Consider the following 19826-nt stretch of genomic DNA (forward strand, 5'->3'; position numbering starts at 1 on the left):
GCGTAGGGTTTCGAGGCGGCGGCTGGCCGACGGGCGCGCGGCGGCTCCCGGGCCACGCGCACGCGCATGGATCTGGCCTCCCGCTCGCGGGGTCGTCTGCTTGCGACCGCCTCACCCGGCAACGAGACAACGTTGTCTTACTTAGTGTCAACACGCTAATATTTGTCCACGCGAGGACAAATTCGCCGCAAACCGTTCCGCTGAAAGCGATTTCAACCGAAATCAGAGCACTACGAATTTCTGACAACGATGTCTTACTTGGAGAGAAGGCGGCATCTATTGGCGCCTTACACTCAGGAACCGGCTCGACTCGGCCGCCAAGGCCGCGCTATCGCTAACAGCGCGCCGAAAGCCGGCGGCGGGAGCCCGATGCGCAACGTCACCATCGTCCATGTGGCCGAAAAGGCCCGGGTCTCGGTCAAGACCGTCTCGCGCGTGGTCAACAACGAGCCGACGGTCACGCCGGAACTGCGCGAGCGCGTACAGGCGGCCATCGACCAGCTGGGCTACGCCCCCAATATCGCCGCCCGCCGCCTGGGCGGATCGCGCTCGTTCCTGATCGTCGCCTTCAACGACCGCAAGCTGACGCTGGAGAACTGGCGTAGCGACCGGGGCAACAACTGGATCGACCGCATGCAGTATGGGGCGATGCTCCGCTGCGACGTGCACGGCTATCACCTGCTGTGCGAACTGATCGACCTGGAGAGCGACCAGTTGGCCCGGCGAGTGCAGCATGTGCTGTCGTCCCTGCGCCCCGACGGGGTGATCCTGACCCCGCCCAATTGCGAGGACCCGACGGTGCTCGAGGCGCTGAAGCGCGCCCAGGTTCCGTTCGTGCGCATGGGCTCGGCGGCGGCCGGTCCGGGCGCCCGGGTGCGGATGGACGATCAGTCGGCCGCCCGCCAACTGACCGAGCACCTGGTCGAGCAAGGTCATCGCCGCATCGGCTTCGTCACCGGCAGCAAGCGCTTCCTGGCCAGCCGTGCTCGCGAGGACGGCTACCGCCAGGCGTTGTCGGCCGCCGGCCTGCCGATCGACGAGACCCTGCTGGTTCCCGGCGACTTCACCTTCGAGGGCGGGGTCGCGGCCGCCGAGGCCCTGCTGTCGCGCCCGGGCCGCCCCACCGCCATCCTTGCCGGCAACGACGAGACGGCCCTGGCCGTCATGCACGTGGCCAGGCGGCTGGAGATCGTCATTCCCGGAGCGCTGTCGCTGGCCACCTTCGACGACACGCCCAGCGTCCGGCTGTCGCTGCCGCCTTTGACCACCGTGCGCCAGCCGGTGGCCGAGATGGCCGCCCAGGCCGTCGACCTGCTGGTCGCCGCGGCCGCAAAGGACGGCAAGCTGTCGCGCGCCGATCACCTGCTGCCTTTCGAACTGGCCCTGCGCGCCTCGACTGCGCCGCCGCCTTAAAGAAGCCTCGCCGACCCGCGACGGGATGTCGCGGGGAGCTTGACCAGCCAGCCGTCGCGCCCTTTCCTCTTGCGACTTCGATTTTGGAGCCGGCAGCGCTTGGCCAGAGACATGACCCAGGTCGACGCCGCCTCAGCCGCCGCCGGACCGCCCACCGTCCGAAGGCGGCTGTTGATCATGGCCCTGTGCCTGGTCGCCCCGGCCATCGTCTTCATGGCCCTGCTGGCCCGCGCCGAATACGGCCAGAGCCAGGGCCGCTACGAGCAGCAGTTGATCGCCACCACCCGGGCGCTGGGCCTAGCCGTCGATCGCCAGCTGGCCCTGGGCCAGAGCACCCTGCAGGCCCTGGCCGTCTCGCCCGCCCTGGCCGCCGGCGACCTGGAAAGCTTCGAGCGCCAGGCCCGCGCCGCCGTGCGCACCAAGGACGCCTGGATCGTGCTGATCTCGCCCCGCGGCCAGGTGATCAACACCCGCCTGCCGCAGGGCCAGCCCCCGCCCCGCACCGCCGGCCTGCCGCCCGAGCGCTGGGCCGCCGTCCGTTCGGGCCGCACCACGGTGTCGAACCTCACCCAGGGCAAGGTCGCCGGCCAGCCGATCGTGGCCATCGACATGCCGGTGATCGTCGACGGCGAGCTCTACGACCTGGCCTACATCCAGACCCCCGCCGCCTTCGCCCCGCTGTTCGCCGCCCAGGGCGTGCCGGAAAGCTGGACGGCCAGCATCGTCGACCGTAACGCCCGCCTGGTGGCCCGCTCGCGCGACCAGGAGAAGATGCTGGGCCGTTCGGCCAGCAAGCCGATGCTCGAGGCCATGGCCAAGGACAACGACGGCGTGCTCGAGACCTATACCCTCGACGGCACCCCCACCCTGTCGGCCTTCAGCCGCTCGCCGACCTACGGCTGGAGCTTCATCGTGGGCGTGCCGCGCACCGAGCTGGAGCGCGCCAACCTGTCGTCCCTGGCCCTGCTGGTGGCTGCGGGCCTGGCCCTGCTGGCCATCGGCGCCGGCGCGGCCCTGGTGTTCTCGCGCGGCATCTCCCGCGAGGTGCGGGCCCTCGTGGCGGACGCCCGGCTCATGGCCTCCGGCGGCGAGATGCCCGCCCAGACTACCGGCGGCCTGCGCGAGATCGGCGAGGTGCGCGAGGCCCTGCACGCCACCTCCCGACAGCTGCGCGCCCGCGAGGCCGAGGAAAAACGCGCCCAGGCCCGCCAGCAGCTGATGATCAACGAACTGAATCACAGGGTTAAGAACACCCTGGCCACGGTGCAGTCGCTGGCGCTGCAAAGCCTGGGCAAGGGCGAGGCCGCGCCCGGCTTCGACGCCTTCAACGAACGGCTCTACGCCCTGGCCCGCGCCCACGACCTCCTGACCCGCACCGTGTGGGAAAGCGCCGACCTGGCGGACCTGCTGCGCCAGACGCTTGAGCCCTATGGCGACCGCGCCCATGTCGAGGGTCCGCCCGCCGCCCTGCCGCCCAGCGCGGCGCTGGCCCTGTCGATGGTGTTCCACGAACTGGCCACCAACGCCTCCAAGTACGGCGGCCTGTCCACCCCGGCCGGCCGCGTCGAGGTCACCTGGCGGCGCGACCCGCTGGACCCTTACCGCCTGGCCCTGCGCTGGGTCGAGAGCGGCGGACCCAAGCTGACGGGCCCGCCCAGCCGAAAGGGCTTCGGCTCGCGCCTGATCGCCGCCAGCCTGCGCAACGAACTGAAGGGCGAGGCCCAGTTCGACTACCAGGGCACGGGGCTGGTCTGCACACTGACGGTCCGCGCCGGCGGCGCCCAGGATTTGGGCGACGACGCCCCCGCCGCCGACGCCTGAACGGGCAGCCGCGCGCGTGCGCGCCAAGCGCCGGCCGGGCGCTTGACCGATGTTCTCCGGCCAAACGTGATGGTCGATCCGCTCAGCACCCATCCTGGGGCGCCGTCGGATCGATCATATTGCCTCGCCGCGTAGATTGATCTTCCATGACGCCCGGGATGCGGCCGCCAGAGCCGTGACCATCTGGAGCGTGGCAGCCGAAAGTGTTTGCGGTTTCGGCGTCCGCCACGCTCCAAAACGTTAGGAAGAGGAGCCTGTCCAAGGACAGGCTCCGAGGGAAGAGCGCGTCCATGATCGCCACAGACGAGTCCGTCATGCTGCCGGCCCGGCCCGAGCCGATCCCGCTGGATCCGGCCCGCACCGCGGTGATCGTCATCGACATGCAGAACGCCTACGCCTCCAAGGGCGGCTATCTCGACCTGGCAGGCTTCGACATCGGCGGCGCGGCCGCCTGCATCCAGCAGATCAAGGGCGTGCTCGAAACCGCTCGCGAGGCCGGCGTGCAGGTGATCTATTTCCAGAACGGCTGGGACGACCAGTACGTCGAGGCCGGCGGCCCCGGCTCGCCCAACTGGTGGAAATCGAACGCGCTGAAGACCATGCGCGCCAAGCCCGAGCTGCAGGGCAAGCTCCTGGCCCGCGGCCAGTGGGACTACGAGCTGGTCGACGAACTGGCGCCGCAGCCGGGCGACATCTGCCTGCACAAGACCCGCTATTCCGGCTTCTTCAACAGCCAGCTCGACAGCGTGCTGCGGTCGCGGAACATCAAGAACCTGGTCTTCGTCGGCATCGCCACCAACGTCTGCGTGGAGTCGACCCTGCGCGACGGCTTCTTCCTCGAATATTTCGGCACGGTGCTGGAGGACGCCACCCACCAGGCCGGCCCCGACTTCGTGCAGAAGGCTGCGCTCTACAACATCGAGACCTTCTTCGGCTGGGTCTCGACCGTGGCCGACTTCAAGGGCGCGTTCGGGCAGCTGGCGCCGAGATAGATCACGAAAAATCCTTCGTCATCCCGGCCGCAGCGCAGCGGAGAGCCGGGACCCAGGGGCCGCCGCACTGCCGCCCGCCCCTGGGTCCCGGATCGACCTCTTCGAGGTCGTCCGGGATGACGAGCTTGCTTGCAGGAGGAACGAGACACATGCCCAAGACCGTCATCACCCCGCCCGGCACGGGCACGCCGATCGCGCCGTTCTCGCCGGGCACGCTGGCCGACGGCGTGGTCTACGTTTCGGGCACCCTGGCCTTCGACAAGGACAACAACGTCGCCCACGTCGGCGACGCCGAGGGCCAGACGCGGCAGGTGCTGGAGACCATCAAGTCAGTAATTGAAACCGCCGGGGGTGTGATGGACGACGTGACCATGAACCACATCTTCCTGACCGACTGGGCCAACTACCAGACCATCAACAAGGTCTATGCCGAGTACTTCCCGGGCGACAAGCCGGCCCGCTACTGCATCCAGTGCGGCCTGGTGAAGCCCGACTTCCTGGTCGAGATCGCCACCGTCGCCCACATCGGCAAGCGCTGATCCCCATGGCTTCGGTCACGTCCTTTTCTCTCCGGGCATCCACGCGAAGGCGGGGATCCAAGCCGGGTCGGCAGATCGTGGCGCGGCCGCGCCAATCCCTGAAAGTCCGCTTGGATCCCCGCCTTCGCGGGGAAACTCGGCTGGAGGGGCGCGCATGACTTCGGGAACCGTCGACGGCCTGCACTACGAACTGCACGGCGGCCCTATCGCCGGCCGCGAGGTCGTGCTGATGTCGTCGGGCCTGGGCGGTTCGGGATCGTTCTGGGGGCCGCAGATGGCGGCCCTCACCGCGCGCTGGCCGGTGGTGCTGTACGACCATCGCGGCACCGGCCGCAGCGTGCGCGAACTGCCGACCGACAAGCCCTACGCCGTCGCCGACATGGCCGACGACATGGTCAAGGTCATGGACGCCCTGGGCATCGCCAAGGCCCATGTCGTGGGCCATGCGGCCGGCGGCAATGCGGGCCTGGCCCTTGCCCTCTCGCACCCCGACCGGCTGGGCAAGCTGGTGGTGGTCAACAGCTGGTCGCGGCCCGATCCCCACATCAGGCGCTGCTTCGACACGCGTCTGCACCTGCTGCACGACACAGGTCCGGCGGCCTATGTGCACGCCCAGGCCCTGTTCCTCTATCCGGCGACCTGGATCTCGGAGAACAGCGAGCGCCTGGCCGCCGAGGAGCCGCACCACGTGGCCGGCTTCCCGCCCAAGGCCGTGATGCTGGCCCGCATCGGCGCCCTGCTGGCCTTCGACGTCGATGAGCAGCTGTCGCGCATCACCCACCCGGTGCTGGTCAGCGCCACGGCCGACGACATGCTGGTGCCCGTCACCTGCGCCCATCGCCTGGCCCAGCGCCTGCCCAACGCCACGCTCGACGTGCTGCCCTGGGGCGGCCACGCCTCGACGGTCACGGACGCGGAGGGGTTCAACGCCTCGCTGGTGAAGTTCCTTGAAGGGAACGGATGAGCGAGCTCGACACATCGATCCTCCCCCTCTGGGGGAGGTGGCCCAGAGGGCCGGAGGGGGGACGTTCTCAGCTTTCTGAGCGACGGCCGATCCTGCCACTCCCCCCTCAGTCGCCCAATTTTTCATCGGGCCGGCTCGCCGGCCCTAGGCGCGACAGCTCCCCCACAGGGGGAGCATCGCCACTCCATCACAGAAGGGAGCAGTAATCCCATGCAGGTCGGCGTCTTCATCCCCATCGGCAATAACGGCTGGCTCATCTCCGAGACCTCGCCGCAGTACATGCCGAGCTTCGAGCTCAACAAGACCATCGTCCAGAAGGCCGAGCGCTACGGCCTCGACTTCGCGCTCTCGATGATCAAGCTGCGCGGCTTCGGCGGCAAGACCGAGTTCTGGGAGCACAATCTCGAGAGCTTCACCCTGATGGCGGGCCTGGCGGCCGTCACCGAGAAGATCAAGGTCTTCGCCACCGTCGCCACCCTGACCATCCCGCCGGCGATCGTGGCGCGCATGGCCTCGACCATCGACTCGATCGCCCCGGGCCGCTTCGGCATCAACCTGGTCACCGGCTGGCAGAAGGCCGAGTACAGCCAGATGGGCCTGTGGCCCGGCGAGCAGCACTATACCGACCGCTACAACTACCTGGCCGAATACGCCACCGTGCTGAAGGACCTGCTGGAGACCGGCGTCTCGGACTTCAAGGGCAAGTACTTCACCATGGACGACTGCCGGGTCAGCCCGCACCCGCAGGAGACCAAGCTGATCTGCGCCGGCTCGTCGGACGAAGGCCTGGCCTTCACCGCGCAGTATGCCGACTACAGCTTCGCCCTGGGCAAGGGGACCAACACCCCCACCGCCTTCGCCTCGGTCAACAAGCGGCTGGAAGCGGCCGCCGCCAAGACCGGCCGCGACGTCGCCTCGTTCATCCTGTTCATGATCATCGCCGACGAGACCGACGAGAAGGCCCTGGCCAAATGGCAGACGTATCGTGACGGGGCCGACCAGCAGGCCCTGGCCTGGCTGACCAACCAGGCCGCGCCCAACGCCGCGGCAGGCGCCACCACCAACACCGCACAACTGGCCGCGCCGGAATCGGCGGTGAACCTCAACATGGGCACGCTGGTGGGCTCTTACGAAAGCATCGCCCGGATGCTCGACGAGATCGCGCAGGTGCCCGGCACCGGCGGCGTGCTGCTGACCTTCGACGACTTCGTCCAGGGCATCGACGACTTCGGGACCAAGATCCAGCCGCTGATGAAGAGCCGTTCAAAATAAGCCCTCCCCCTTGATGGGGGAGGGTTGGGTGGGGGTGATTTACGGCATCGGCGGTTGAACCGCCGCGTCACCCCCATCCCCGCCCTTCCCCCATCAAGGGGGAAGGGAGAAGTCTTGGTCCTAGTCCAGCGTCATCATGTCGATCAGCTTGATCCGGAAGATCATCACGCTGTTGGGCGGGATCTCGCCGGCGGCGCGTTCGCCGTAGCCAAGGGCCGGCGGGACGAACAGCGTCCATTCGTCGCCCACCTTCATCAGCGGCAGGGCCTCCATCCAGGCCGGCACCAGGCCGCCCAGCGGCGCGATCAGCGGCTTGCCCCGCTCGAACGAGCTGTCGAACACCTTGCCGTCGACCAGCTTGCCTTCGTAGTGGACCTTGATGATCTCGCCCGGCTTGGGCGAGGGCGCGGTCTTCGCGCCGGCCGTCGTCACCTTGTACTGCAGGCCCGACGGCAGGGTGATGACGCCCGGCTGCTTGGCGTTGGCGGCCATCCAGGCCGTCGACTTGGCCAGGTTTTCGGCGGCCGGATTGGCCGTGACGTTCGGGGCGGGCGCCGGGGTCGGCGAGGTCTGGGCCAGGGCCGGAGCGGCGAGCGCGGCGGACAACCCCAGGGCGACGAGAGCGATGCGCATGTTTGGGCGACTCGTGTTATCTATGCGACGAAATGTCAGAATAGACATTGGACCGAACGAGAGCACACTAAAAACCGAGGGCTCGTGTTGGTCAGAGAAGAAGAACGGCCATTTTTACTTGGACCGTTCTTCGCTCGTCGGGAAGGAAGCGTCATGGCCAGGGCTACTGGCGGCTCATTGAGCGGAGCGCATTGGTGGCAGCGCCATCCGATGTTCGCGCTGTTCGTCGGCTGGGTGGTGATCGGCTCGCTGGGCCTCGCCGCGGCCGTTCAACTGTGGCCGATCCTCGAGCGTTTCACGCCGCCCGTCTGAAGACGCGCGCGGCGAATTCCAGGAAATACGGCCAGTTAGGCCCGGGCGTGTGCCCCTCGGCATGCTGGCGGAACACCAGGTCGTCTCCCGCCGTCAGGGTCAGGGGCGGCGGAAACGCCATGCGGTCAAGGCCCGTTCCGCCCAGCAGCCTGTAGACCGGGCTCGCCGCCGCGGCGGCCATGAACATCCCGCGCGCATCTACCCAGCCGTCGGTCGCGTCGGCGCCCGTCCCGATGAACAGCGGCCGGGGCGCGGCCAGGGCGATCAGGCTGTGGGCGTCCACCGGCAGGTCGTCGGCGGTCAGCGGCCCGGCGTAGCGCAGGAAGTTTCCCGCCATCCAGTGATGCTCGCCCACCGCCGCCAGGTTCTCGACCTGCTCGCCGCGCCGGCGGCGATGCAGCTTGGCCCCGCCCTCGCCGGACGAGGCGATGTAGCCGGTCGCCAGGCGCGGCTCGTAGGCCATGGCCAGCAGCGCGGCCTTGCCATAGCGCGACATGCCCGCCACCGCCGCGCGCCTCTCGTCGATCGCCGGATCGGCCTCGAACAGGTCCAGCACCCGCGAGACGCCCCAGGCCCAGGCGCGCAGGGCGCCCCAGTCGTCCGGATCGCGCGGCCGGCCGCGATTGGCCAGGCCGATGATCCCCTCCTGAAGCTTGCCCGGATCGTCGGGCTGCACGCTGGTCGGGGCGTAGATCGCATAGGCCCAGCCTCGGGCGACCACCGCGTCGCGCCAGTCGGGACCGGGCGGCGGCGGACGTCCACGCAGCCAGGGCGGGCCGTCGGGAAAGCCCAGCTCGATCACCACGGGGGCCTTGGCCGCGCCCTCCGGCGCCCCGACCAGCAGGTCGATGGTCACCGTCCGGCCATAGCGCGTGATGTCGCCGGCCAGCCGCCGCTCGACCACCGCCACGCCGGCGCGCGTCACATGCTCGGCCTTCACCGTCCGCCAGACCGGCGCCGGCAGGCCGCGCGGGACCCGGCCATGGATCTCGCGGGCGAAGGCCTCGACGATCTGCGGCCGCCGGACGTCCCACCAGGTCCTGGCGTCCCGCACCGGCGCGCCGTCCGGCAGGGCCAGCGGATCGGGCGGCAGGCTGAACGGGCCCGCCCGCGCCTCGTCGTAGTTCACCGGGGTGGCGGCCGCCGGGTTCATCCCGTCGACGCCGGGGCGCAAGGCCCTGATCCCAAGGCGCCGCAGCATCGCCGCATGGGCCTGCTCGCCGGTCAGGGCCGCGACCCCGGCGACGGCCGGCCCGCCGCACGACAGGATCGCGGCCGCGCCGGCCAGCAGGTCGCGGCGTCTCACTTCCCGTCCGCCCGGGCGTAGAGGCCCAGCATGGTCCCGACGAAGCCGCCGGCGACCTTGGTCGACAGGATGGTTCCGTCCTGGCCCTTGGCCAGGCTCTTCCAGTCGCCGTCGCTGGTCGCATAGGCGAAATCGTAGAGGCCGCCGCGCGCCTCGATCTTCAGCCGCACCGGCGCTCCGGCCGCGACGCTCAGCGGCGCGCGGGCCACGACCACGCCGTCGACGGGGTCTTTCTCGCCCGCCCGCTTCTCCAGCCGCACCTCGGCCCGCCCACCTTCACCCACGGCCACGGTCAGGGCGTAGAAGAAGGCGTCGTTCTGCACCGCCACGATCCCGGCCCGGTCGCCCTGGCCCTTCGGCGAGAAGCGCACCGTCGTCTCGGCGGTCGCGTTGGTGTGCTGCTGGCGGCGAGCCCAGATCGACGGCTGCTCGAACCCGCCCAGGCGGTCGGGCCGCGCCGTCAGCACCAGCGCGCCGTCCTTCAGCGCCCACCACCGCCCGGCCGGAATGCGCATGGTCATCCAGTCGGGGCCCAGGGCCGGAGCGTCGAAGGTCTCGCGCACGGTGAAGGCGCCGGTGGTCGGGATCTTCGGCGGCGATCCCGCCGGCAGGTTCGGCCGCTCGGCCGCATAGGGGATCGGCGTCCTGGCCGGCAGGATCACCGGCCAGCCGTCCTTCCATTCCACCGGCAGCAGGAAGGTCTCGCGGCCGGTGTTGTAGGTGTCGTCGCCATAGGGCCGCACCGCCAGGAAGGTCGCCCACCACGCGCCGTCCGGGGTCTGGACGAGGTCGGCATGGCCGGCCGAAGTGATCGGATGGGCGCGGTCGCGCGGCAGGTCGCGCTGGGTCAGGATCGGATTGCCGGCATAGGGCGCGTAAGGTCCTGTCACCGTGTCGGACCGCAGCACCACCTGCGAATGGCCCTCGGCCGTGCCGCCCTCGGCGGCGGTCAGGTAGTAGCGGCCGTCGACCTTGAGAATATGCGGCCCCTCGATCCAGATCGGCTTGGTGGAGGGATCGACGCCCCCGTCGAGCAGCACCGAGCACGGCCCGACCATCTTCCCGACCTTGGGATCGTACTGCTGGATCCAGATCGCCCGGTGCCCGTCATAGCGCGAGGGCCCCTGCGGCGGGCCGTTGTTGACGATCCAGGCCCGGCCGTCGTCGTCGAAGAACAGCGAGGTGTCGATGCCGTCGATTTCCGGCAGCCACACCGGATCCGACCACGGCCCCTTGGGATCCCGGGCCGTGACCAGGAAGTTGCCGCCGCAGTCGACGCAGGTGTTGAGGATGTAGAACACGCCTGCGTGCTCGGTGATGGCCGGCGCGAACACCGCCCGCGACATGGCCAGCCGCTTGAAGTCCAGCTGGCCCGGCCGGTCGATGGCGTTGCTGATCTGGGTCCAGTTCACCAGGTCCTTGCTGTGGAACACCGGGATGCCGGGGAACCAGGCGAAGGTCGAATTGACCAGGTAGTAGTCCTGCCCCACGCGCGTGACGCTGGGGTCGGGATAGAAGCCTTTCAGGATCGGGTTGGCGTACTGGCCCGCCGCCAGGGGCGCGTCGGTCGGGTCCTGGCCGCTGTAGGTGAACTCGTCGAAGGCCGCCGTTCCAGGAGCCAGGGGCGCGGCCGCGGCGGCGCCGGCAAGCAGCGAAAAGGCCAGGGCGAGGCGCAGCAGCATGACCGCCCTCCCCTATCGCGCCGGCGCGTCGCGCAGCGCCTGGGCCACCGCCTGGCGTAGCGGCTTGGGCGCATAGGCGTCGTCAAAGAGCGTCGGCCGCTTGGGGGCCTTGTCCTGGCGCAGCCACTGATTCTGCAGCCACGAATACTTGTCGACCATGCCCCAGGCCAGGAGCTCCTTGGTCTGGCGATAGCTCAGCATCAGGTCGAGATAGGCCTTGCCGTAGGCCGCCACGGCCGCGTCACGCTGCGCGAAATCCACCGGCAGGCCCTTGTCGTGCACGTCGAACTCGGTGAGCGTCAGGTCGTAGCCCATGCCGACAGCCTCATCGACGAAGGCCCGCCATTCCTTCTCCTGCGGCCGGCCAAAGCCGGTGAAGCTGTCGGCGTTCTCGGCCCCGATGTGGCTTTGGATCCCCAATGCGTCGACGGGCACGTTGCGCTTCCTGAAACCCTCCAGCAGCTTGAGCACGCCGTGGCGGTGCTTCTCGTTGCCGACCTCCCAGCTCATGTAGTCGTTGTAGACGAGCCGGGCCTTGGGGGCTGCCTTGCGGGCCAGATGGAACGAGACGTCCAGCACCGGCTCGACCCCGCCCATGGCGTCGGAGAAGACCGTGCGGCGCAGAGCGCCGTCGGCGGGATCGACGGTCTCGTTGACCACGTCCCAGGAATAGATCTGCGGATAGTGGCCACACACCTTGTCGATGTGCTCGGCCAGCATGGTCTCGACCCGGGCGGCGGGTTTGCTGCCGAAATCGTAGTCCTTCAGCCAGGCCGGAAACCATTGCGGGTGATGCCACAGCAGGGTGTGGCCGCGCAGCTTCGCGCCGTGCTCGGCGGCGAAGGCGGCGATGCGGTCGGCGCGCGCGAAGGCGAAGGTCTTCTCGGCCGGGCGCAGCACGTACCACTTCAGCTCGTTCTCGGGGACCAGCACCCCGCACTCGTCGGCCAGGATGGCGCGGTAGCGGGCGTCCTCGAACGAGCCGGTCAGCGATCCCGGCGGACCCGCGCCGACGGCGCTGCCGAAGACGAGGCCCTTCTTGGCGGCGAGTGACTTGAGCGGCTGGATCTTGCTCTCGGCCAGGGCCGGCGAAGCGGCCAAAGCGGCGCTGGCGCCGAGCAGCGCGTGACGACGGGTAATCATACGAAACCCCACTCAAAGAAACCGCGCACCGCGGGAGCGCGATGCGCGGATGAAGTCGGCAGGAGAAACAGGCGCGCGGCGAAGAGCGAGGGCCGCGCGCCCGGGTACGCGGTACTAGAAGCTGGCGCGCATCACGAAGGTGTAGCGGCGGTCGTTCATGAACCAGGAGCGGCCCGTCTTCAGCAGCTCGCTGTTGAGCACCTGGGTCGTGCGGGTGGTCTCGTTCAGCAGGTTCACCGCCTGCACCCCGACCTTCACCTTCGGATTGACGGTGTAGAAGAACGAGCCGTCGAGCTGGCCGGTGGCCTCGTTCATGATCGGGGCGTAGGGCACGATCACGTCGCGGACGGTGAGCAGGAAGTCCGAGCGCCAGTTGTAGGCCAGGCGCGCCGAGATCGGCCCCTTCTCATAGATCGCCGCGAAGTTGACGTTGTGCTTGGACAGGCCCTGCAGCGGCAGCTTGCTGGTGTCGACCGTGGTCACGCGGCCGGCGGCCACGTCGGGGTCGGTCGCCGACAGGGTGCTCTGCGGCACGCCGCTGCTTTCGATATAGCTGTAGTTGGCGTTGATGCCGAACCCGTCCAGCGGTTTGGGCAGGAAGTCGTAGAACTGCTGGTAGCCGATCTCGAAGCCCTTGACCGTCGCCTTCTTGTCGGAGTTGCCCGGCGTGGTCACCAGCACGTCGAACGTCGCCCCGTTGTTGGTGAAGGGCACGCGCGCGGTGGTGTTGGTGGCGACGTCGCTCAGTTCCTTCCAGAAGCCCGCGAAGGTCAGCGAGCCGACCTGGTCGAAGTACCACTCCACCGACACGTCGACATTGGTCGACTGGGTCGGCTTCAGGAAGGGATTGCCGACGGTGACGTTGCCCGAGGGCTGGCCGTTGGTGATGCCGTCGAAGTTCGTGTTGAGGGCCAGGTTGTAGTAGTTGCGCGTCAGGCCGATGTCGGGCGGCGTGATCGTCTTGGACAGGCCAAGGCGATACTGCAGGCCGTGCGGGGCCATGACCTTCAGGTTCAGGCTGGGCAGCCAGTAGTCGAACGAGGCCTTGGCCGTGCTCGGGGTGAGGGCGCCGTTGGCCCACGAGCGGGCGGCGGCCCGCACCTGCGGCGTCAGCGAACAGAACGACGAGGCCGTGAACGGCGGCTTCGGGCTCGGCAGGGCCTGCCAGTCGGTGAACGCCTTGGTGCAGTCGGCGTCGGTGGCCAGGCTGGTCGAGATCGGGAACGCCAGGTAGCCGGTCGCCTCACGCTCGGTCTTGGTGTAGCGCAGGCCGACATTGCCGCTGATCTTGTAGTCGCCGGCCTCGCCCTTGAAGCGGGCCATCAGATAGGCCGCCTGGGTCACCTCGTTGACCGGATTGATCTCTTGCGGACGGAACGGCGTGCCGGCGGTGACGCCGCAGCGCTGCGCCAGCGGCACCCAGTTCTGCGGGCACCTCTGACCGGTCTGGGCGTCGAGGACGGTGCGGTCACGCCACTCGTCGCCCACCGACAGCAGGAACTGCGAGACCGAGCCGTAGTTGTCGACCAGGTTCTGGGAGAAGAACAGGCGCGGATCCGAGCCCGTCGGCACGCCGGTCTTGCCGCGCAGGAAGTTGTCGAAGGCGTAGGCCTCGACGAAGCGGGTGCTGTCGGCGCCGCCGGCGGTGGTCGGGTTGCCGTTGATGGGATCGTCCATCCACACCGGGCCGCCGCTGCCCCAGATCTCGCTGACCACGCCCCAGTTGTAGGCCGAGAAGCGGGTGGTCTGGTCACGCTCCGACCAACGGGCGCCGCCCTTGATCGAGTCCAGCCAGCTGTCGCCCCCGAACTTGTACTCGACGTCGATCTTGACCGCGTCCTCGGTGCCTTCGGACTGCTCGATGTGGTCCATCGCCGAGCGCCAGAAGTTGTTGTACGGGTCGCTGAGGCTGGCGTGGGTCCCGCGGGCGTAGGACGGGCAGTTGTTGTTGAACGGCGTGCAGTTCGACACCGTCGTGCCGCTGGACGGGGCGGTGAACCTCACATCCGGCAGGTCGCTGCCGTTGAGGGTGATCGCGGCGTTCTGGAACGTCGACCCCCACATGCCCATGCTGATCGCGTCGACGCTGGAGTCCACGTGCTGAACGTCGAACAGCACGCCCCAGTGCTCGTTCGGCGTCCACTTGAAGTTGAAGCCGTAGTCGGTGGTGATGTTGGTCGTGTTCTCGTCGCGGCGGACGTTGTTGGACTGCAGGCCGTTGATCGGCGTGCGCGGGTCCGAACCGTTCTGGTCGGCGCGCCAGCCGGTGGTCCCGGTGATGACGCCGTTGGTGAAGACGCCGTCCTCGTCGAACGAGAAGGTGGTGCCGTCGGCCGGGCGCGAGTCGCCGTTGCCGGCCACGTTGTCGGTGGCGATCTCGACCGCGTGCTCGGTCCACTTCACGGTCGACTTCGAGCGCAGGTACTGGAACGCGGCCTGCATCGTGCCGTCGTTGCTCTTCCACTGGATCGCCCCGGCCTGGCCCTGGCGCTCACGGTCGTTGGTGGTCGAACGGAAGGCCGCGCCGCGCGGGAACCACACGCCCTTCGTGCCATTGCCGCAGTCGGCGCTGGAGGCGCCCAGGTTGGTGCGGCAGCCGAAGTTCGACACCTGGATGGCGTCGCTGCGGCTGGCCAGTTGCGAGTTCACGAAGCTGGCCAGAACGCCGACCTCGCCGAAGCTGGTGTCGAAGCGGTCGCTGTAGAGGAACGAGTAGGTCGGCTTCCACTTCTCGACCATGTCGCCGTAGCTGGCCTCGGCCGACATCGACAGGATGCGCTTGTTGCTGTCGAACGGCAGGCGCGTGCGCAGGTTCACGGTGCCCGAGATGCCGCCCTCAATCATGTCGGCCGAGGGGCTCTTGAACACGTCGACGCCGCCCATCAGTTCCGACGGCACGTCGGCGAAGCTGAGGATGCGGCCGTTGTTGGCGGTGAAGGTGTCACGGCCGTTCAACTCGGAACGCACGAAGTTCAGGCCGCGGACCACGACGCCCGAGCCTTCGGTCGAGAAGTGGTCGGGGTCGACGCCGGCGGCGAAGCGGTTGATCGACACGCCGGGCACGCGCTGCAGGGCTTCGGTCACCGAGCGGTCCGGCAGGGCCCCGATGTCCTCGGCGGTGATCGAGTCGCCGATGATCTCCGACGACTGCTTCAATTGCTGGCTGCTCTTGAGGCTCTGGCGGATGCTCGTGACGACCACCTCGTCGACCGAATTTTCCGTGGTCTGGCCGCTGGCCGGTGCGGTCGTCTGAGCCAGGGCCGACGCCCCGAACACCAGGCTCAGCGCCAGGGCCGACGCCCCGCACTTCAGGCCGAATTTCAGATCGCCGAGAGTCTGGCGCCCACGCGTCGCGGACGCTCCGTTTACGGAGCTCATTCTTGTATTCCTCCCCAGGTGCGGCAACGCGGTAGCGCTACCATTGGTCATATGTCGAGACCATTATTGGTCTGATGATATGGCAAAGGTCGATCACGTCAAGGGCGTTGACATAACCCCGTAACGTCACCTGAAGCGCCACTCATCCTTTTGTTTTGAAACGCCTTTCCCGGCAGAAACGACGTCCCGGCGATTTTTCACCGGCGGGAAACGTGACAAATGCGGACAGCGCAGTCAATTTACGACCCGCTTGAAACGGCGTTCAAAGCCGTGCGGACATAAGATCTTCTGGGGCGGGAAAGCGTATCATGTCAGACCAACGCGTGAGGTCGATCGTCATCGTCGGCGGCGGCACGGCCGGGTGGATGACCGCGGCGGCGCTGGCCAAGACGCTGAGCGCCCAGGGCCTGAAGATCACCCTCGTGGAATCCGAAGCCATCGGCACGGTCGGCGTCGGCGAGGCCACCATCCCGCCGATCCTGACCTTCAACGCCATGCTCGGCATCGACGAGCGGGCGTTCATGCGGGCCACCAAGGCCAGCTTCAAGCTGGGCATCGAGTTCGTCGACTGGGGCGCGCTCGGCGAGACCTATCACCACCCCTTCGGAACCTTCGGCCTCGACCTGGAGGGGATCAAGTTCCACCAGGTCTGGCGCAAGTTCGCCGCTTCGGCGGGCCCGATCGGCGACTACAACCTCACCGAGGCCGCCGCCCGCCGCTGGCGCTTCTCCCTGCCCGATCCCGACCCGTCCAAGGTCATGTCGAGCCTGAAGTACGCCTATCACTTCGACGCCGGCCTCTACGCCCGCTTCCTGCGCGGCTTTTCCGAACAGCGCGGCGTGGTCCGGATCGAAGGCCGCATCGGCCGGGTCGACCAGAACGCCGAGACCGGCTTCGTCGAGGCCGTGGCGCTGGAGGACGGCCGCCGCATCGAAGGCGACTTCTTCGTCGACTGCTCGGGCTTTCGCGGCCTCGTCATCGGCCAGGCCCTGAAGGTGCCCTACCAGGACTGGGGCCGCTGGCTGCCCAACAACCGCGCCGTGGCCATCCCTTGCGAGCTGGGCGGCGACGGCCTGACCCCGTTCACCCGCGCCACCGCCCGTGAAGGCGGCTGGCAGTGGCGCATCCCGCTGCAACATCGGATCGGCAACGGCTACGTCTATTCCAGCCATCACGTCGACGACCAGCGGGCGCTCGACACCCTGCTGGCCAACCTCGACGGCGCGGCGACCGACGAGCCCAACTTCCTGCGCTTCACGCCGGGCCGCCGCGAGCGCGCCTGGGAGAAGAACGTCTGCTCGATCGGGCTGTCGGCCGGTTTCATCGAACCGCTGGAAAGCACCAGCATCCACATGATCCAGGCCGGCATCACCAAGCTGCTGGCGCTGTTCCCGGCCAATGGCGTCGATCCGCTGGAGATCGACGAATACAACCGCCTGACCGCCGAGCAGGTCGACCGCATCCGCGACTTCGTCATCCTGCACTTCCACGCCACCCGCCGCGACGACACCGAGTACTGGCGCTACCTGTCGTCGATGACCGTGCCCGACAGCCTGGCCCGCCGCATGGAGCTGTTCGCCCATCGCGGCCGCTGGTTCCCGTCGGACTACGACCTGTTCCACGAGCCCAACTGGCTGGCCGTGCTGCTGGGCCAGGGGATCGTACCGGAGGAATGGGACCCGCTGGTCGACAGCCTGCCCGATGATCAGGTCAAGCAGCGCCTCTCCCATCTGTCGGCCCTTATCGGCCGCACCGCCGAGGCGATGCCCAGCCACGCCGAATTCGTCGCCCGCTACTGCGGCGCGGCCCAGGGAGTCGCCGCATGACCAACGACCGCATCCGCCACGTCGTCATCGTCGGCGGCGGCACCGCCGGCTGGATGACCGCCGCCGCCCTGGGGCGCTTCCTAAAGGACGGGGTGACCAAGGTCACGGTGATCGAGAGCGAGGCCATCGGCACGGTCGGGGTCGGCGAGTCGACCATCCCCCAGATCAACATGTTCAACCGCATGCTGGGCCTGGACGAGGACGACTTCCTGCGCCGCACCAAGGCCACCTACAAGCTGGCCATCGAGTTCCGCGACTGGAAGCAGATCGGCCACACCTACCACCACCCGTTCGGCCCCTACGGCGTCGACATGGAAGGGGTGTCGTTCCACGCCTACTGGCTGCGCTACCAAGCCATGGGCGAGGCCGCCGACCTGTCCGAATACTCCCTGCAATCACTGGCGGCCGCCCAGGCGAAGTTCCAGCGGCCCACGGGTCAGAAGAACTCGCCGCTGGGCGACATCGCCTACGCCTTCCACTTCGACGCCGGCCTCTACGCCCGCTTCCTGCGCGACTACGCCGAGGCCCGCAGCGTGCGCCGCATCGAAGGCCGGATCGTCGACGTCGCCCTTCGCGGGACCGACGGCTTCGTGGAGTCGGTGACGCTGGAGAACGGAACGGTCGTCGAGGGCGACCTCTTCATCGACTGCTCGGGCTTCCGGGGCCTGCTGATCGAGGGCGCGATGAAGAGCGGCTTCGAGGACTGGTCGCACTGGCTTCTCAACGATCGCGCCGTAGCCGTGCCCTGCGCCTCCGGCGGCTCGACCGATCCGGTGACCCGCGCCACCGCCCGCCCGGCCGGCTGGCAATGGCGCATCCCGCTACAACACCGCATCGGCAACGGCTACGCCTTCTCGAGCGAGCACATCAGCGAGGACGAGGCCACGGCCTATCTGCTGGCCAATCTCGACGGCGAGGCCCTGGCCAATCCCTGGACCCTGAAGTTCAAGGCCGGCCGCCGCAAGAAGAGCTGGAACAAGAACGTCGTCGCCATCGGCCTGTCGGCCGGCTTCATGGAGCCGCTGGAAAGCCAGAGCATCCACCTGATCCAGGTGGGCATCTCGCGCCTGCTGGCCATGTTCCCCGACCGCCGGTTCCAGCAGCCCGACATCGACCGCTACAACCGGGTGATGACCTTCGAGTACGAGAAGATCCGCGACTTCCTCATCCTGCACTACAAGGCCACGCAGCGCTCGGACACGCCCTACTGGGATTACCTGCGCGAGATGCCGATCCCCGACTACCTGGCCGACAAGATCGCCGTCTTCGAGAGCCACGGCCGGATCTTCCGCGAGAACGAGGAACTGTTCAACGACACCTCCTGGTTCGCCGTCATGGTCGGCCAGGGCCTGAAACCCAAGGGCTGGGACCCGATGGCCGACGTGATGAGCGACGATCTGCTGCGCGCCCGCATGAACGAGATCCGCGCGGTCATCGCCCGCTCGGCCGAGGCGATGCCGGATCACATGACGTTTGTGGCCGAACGGGTGGCGGGGGCGCGGGCGGCTTAGACAACTCCTCAACGGCCGCCACAAATCCGTCCTTCCCCGCGAAGGCGGGGACCCAAGCGGCGGCTGCGGATTTCCCGCGACCTCGCCCTCTCCCGAAATGCAGCTTGGATCCCCGCCTTCGCGGGGATGCGCGGTGCAAAAAGGGTCGAAATCCTGAAAGCTGGCTCGCCCCTGGGTCCCGGATAAGCCCTGCGGGCTTTCCGGGATGACGAGCGTGTGGGGAGCGTCCCGCCCCTACCCCGCGAAGAACCGCGCGAAGCCCTTGTCGGTGACCCTCGCCAAGGCCGCGCGGTAGTCGCCATAGGCGGCCGCGTCCGGCCCGACGCGGCCGAAGGCGGGCTGCTCCACGCGGCGCAGCGGCACGAAGGCGATCGGCGCGGCGGCGGGCGTCAGGTGGCTGCCCTGCCCCACCTGCAAGGTGGTCAGCATGCCGTACATCTCGCCGCCGATCGCCGGGCGGCCCAGGATGATCAGGCGAAACTGCCCCTGCTCGTTGGTGACCAGATAGGTGTGCCCCGACTGGTTCGACAGCGACACCGCCCCGCGCTGGGTGAACTCGGCGTCCTGCCGCGCGGCCTCGCGGAAGACCAGGCTCGAGGCGGTCTCGTCCCAGACGATCTCGGTGCGATAGGCGTAGACCGCGTCAGGATCCTCGAACGACGGCCGCAGGGTCAGGTACTCGCCCTCCAGCCAGGTCACGGCCGGCCGCGAATAGGCGCCCAGGGCCTCCGGCGCCAGGCCGGCGACGGCGATCGGGGCCTGCTGGACGGCCGCGCGTAGCGGCTGCTCCAGGGCCTCCTCCAGCCGGATGGTGGTGGCCAGGGTGAAGGGCCGGCGGCCGCTGAGCGCCTTTTCCAGGGTCGAGATGCTGATCCGGGCCATGTCGGCCAACTGCTGGCGCGACATCCGGCGGCGGGCCAGCGCCTCGCGCACGCGGGCGGCGATGGCCAGGCTCTGCTCGTCGGGCAGCTCGGCTTCCGTCGCCGGGGTCATTGGGCAGGCCTCACGAATCCGTACATTTCCGCACATTGCGG

15 protein-coding genes are annotated in these 19826 nt (G+C 68.5%); 9 read left to right on the forward strand and 6 right to left on the reverse strand.

What is annotated here, in order from left to right; all coding sequences use genetic code 11:
- Positions 1 to 369 precede the first annotated feature (369 nt).
- The 6 genes from P7A99_RS21045 (at position 370) to rutA (ending at position 7001) form a co-directional block, all read left to right on the forward strand.
- Positions 370 to 1413 carry a LacI family DNA-binding transcriptional regulator gene (locus P7A99_RS21045; protein ID WP_277795706.1) on the forward strand — a complete coding sequence of 348 codons (1044 nt, stop codon included), beginning with the start codon at positions 370 to 372 and terminating at the stop codon, positions 1411 to 1413.
- Between the two features lie 99 nt (positions 1414 to 1512).
- On the forward strand, positions 1513 to 3234 hold the full coding sequence (locus tag P7A99_RS21050) for a sensor histidine kinase (RefSeq protein WP_347276703.1): 1722 nt from the start codon (positions 1513 to 1515) through the stop codon (positions 3232 to 3234).
- 290 nt (positions 3235 to 3524) lie between these two features.
- The gene (gene rutB, locus P7A99_RS21055; RefSeq protein WP_277795707.1) at positions 3525 to 4226 is read left to right on the forward strand and encodes a pyrimidine utilization protein B; all 702 of its coding nucleotides are present in this window, start codon (positions 3525 to 3527) and stop codon (positions 4224 to 4226) included.
- A gap of 149 nt (positions 4227 to 4375) precedes the next feature.
- Positions 4376 to 4765: a pyrimidine utilization protein C gene (gene rutC / locus P7A99_RS21065; RefSeq protein ID WP_277795708.1), complete on the forward strand. Its 390-nt coding sequence runs from the start codon at positions 4376 to 4378 to the stop codon at positions 4763 to 4765.
- Between the two features lie 154 nt (positions 4766 to 4919).
- Positions 4920 to 5729, forward strand: a complete 810-nt coding sequence (rutD, locus tag P7A99_RS21070; protein ID WP_277795709.1) for a pyrimidine utilization protein D — start codon at positions 4920 to 4922, stop codon at positions 5727 to 5729.
- Positions 5730 to 5939: 210 nt separating this feature from the next.
- Positions 5940 to 7001, forward strand: a complete 1062-nt coding sequence (rutA, locus tag P7A99_RS21075) for a pyrimidine utilization protein A (protein WP_277795710.1) — start codon at positions 5940 to 5942, stop codon at positions 6999 to 7001.
- A gap of 120 nt (positions 7002 to 7121) precedes the next feature.
- Here the strand turns inward: rutA and P7A99_RS21080 are convergent, their stop codons facing one another.
- Complete coding sequence (locus tag P7A99_RS21080) at positions 7122 to 7634, reverse strand: FKBP-type peptidyl-prolyl cis-trans isomerase (RefSeq protein WP_277795711.1); 513 nt, start codon at positions 7632 to 7634, stop codon at positions 7122 to 7124.
- Positions 7635 to 7787: 153 nt separating this feature from the next.
- Here P7A99_RS21080 and P7A99_RS21085 point away from each other — a divergent pair, with 153 nt between their 5' ends.
- Positions 7788 to 7946 (forward strand): hypothetical protein, encoded by a 159-nt coding sequence (locus tag P7A99_RS21085; protein WP_277795712.1) that lies wholly within the window; start codon positions 7788 to 7790, stop codon positions 7944 to 7946.
- Here the strand turns inward: P7A99_RS21085 and P7A99_RS21090 are convergent.
- The 4 genes from P7A99_RS21090 to P7A99_RS21105 all read right to left on the reverse strand — a co-directional run bounded on the left by P7A99_RS21090 (position 7930) and on the right by P7A99_RS21105 (position 15455).
- On the reverse strand, positions 7930 to 9252 hold the full coding sequence (locus P7A99_RS21090) for an acetylxylan esterase (RefSeq protein ID WP_277795713.1): 1323 nt from the start codon (positions 9250 to 9252) through the stop codon (positions 7930 to 7932). The genes P7A99_RS21085 and P7A99_RS21090 overlap by 17 nt on opposite strands.
- Positions 9249 to 10934 carry a glycoside hydrolase family 43 protein gene (locus tag P7A99_RS21095; protein WP_277795714.1) on the reverse strand — a complete coding sequence of 562 codons (1686 nt, stop codon included), beginning with the start codon at positions 10932 to 10934 and terminating at the stop codon, positions 9249 to 9251. Before P7A99_RS21095 ends, P7A99_RS21090 begins: the two co-directional genes overlap by 4 nt.
- Before the next feature lie 12 nt (positions 10935 to 10946).
- Positions 10947 to 12077, reverse strand: coding sequence for an endo-1,4-beta-xylanase (locus P7A99_RS21100; protein ID WP_277795715.1), 1131 nt, complete (start codon positions 12075 to 12077; stop codon positions 10947 to 10949).
- 114 nt (positions 12078 to 12191) lie between these two features.
- On the reverse strand, positions 12192 to 15455 hold the full coding sequence (locus P7A99_RS21105) for a TonB-dependent receptor (RefSeq protein ID WP_277795716.1): 3264 nt from the start codon (positions 15453 to 15455) through the stop codon (positions 12192 to 12194).
- Between the two features lie 308 nt (positions 15456 to 15763).
- Between P7A99_RS21105 and P7A99_RS21110 the strand changes: the two genes are divergently transcribed.
- A complete protein-coding gene (locus tag P7A99_RS21110) occupies positions 15764 to 17281 on the forward strand; it encodes a tryptophan halogenase family protein (protein WP_277795717.1) in 1518 nt (505 codons plus the stop codon).
- Positions 17278 to 18792 carry a tryptophan halogenase family protein gene (locus tag P7A99_RS21115; protein WP_277795718.1) on the forward strand — a complete coding sequence of 505 codons (1515 nt, stop codon included), beginning with the start codon at positions 17278 to 17280 and terminating at the stop codon, positions 18790 to 18792. Before P7A99_RS21110 ends, P7A99_RS21115 begins: the two co-directional genes overlap by 4 nt.
- A 234-nt stretch (positions 18793 to 19026) precedes the next feature.
- Here P7A99_RS21115 and P7A99_RS21120 read toward each other — a convergent pair whose 3' ends face one another.
- Positions 19027 to 19785, reverse strand: coding sequence for a helix-turn-helix domain-containing protein (locus P7A99_RS21120; protein WP_277795719.1), 759 nt, complete (start codon positions 19783 to 19785; stop codon positions 19027 to 19029).
- Positions 19786 to 19826 lie beyond the last annotated feature (41 nt).

Source organism: Caulobacter endophyticus (assembly GCF_029543245.1).
In the GTDB taxonomy this organism is placed as follows: Bacteria; Pseudomonadota; Alphaproteobacteria; order Caulobacterales; family Caulobacteraceae; genus Caulobacter; species Caulobacter endophyticus_A.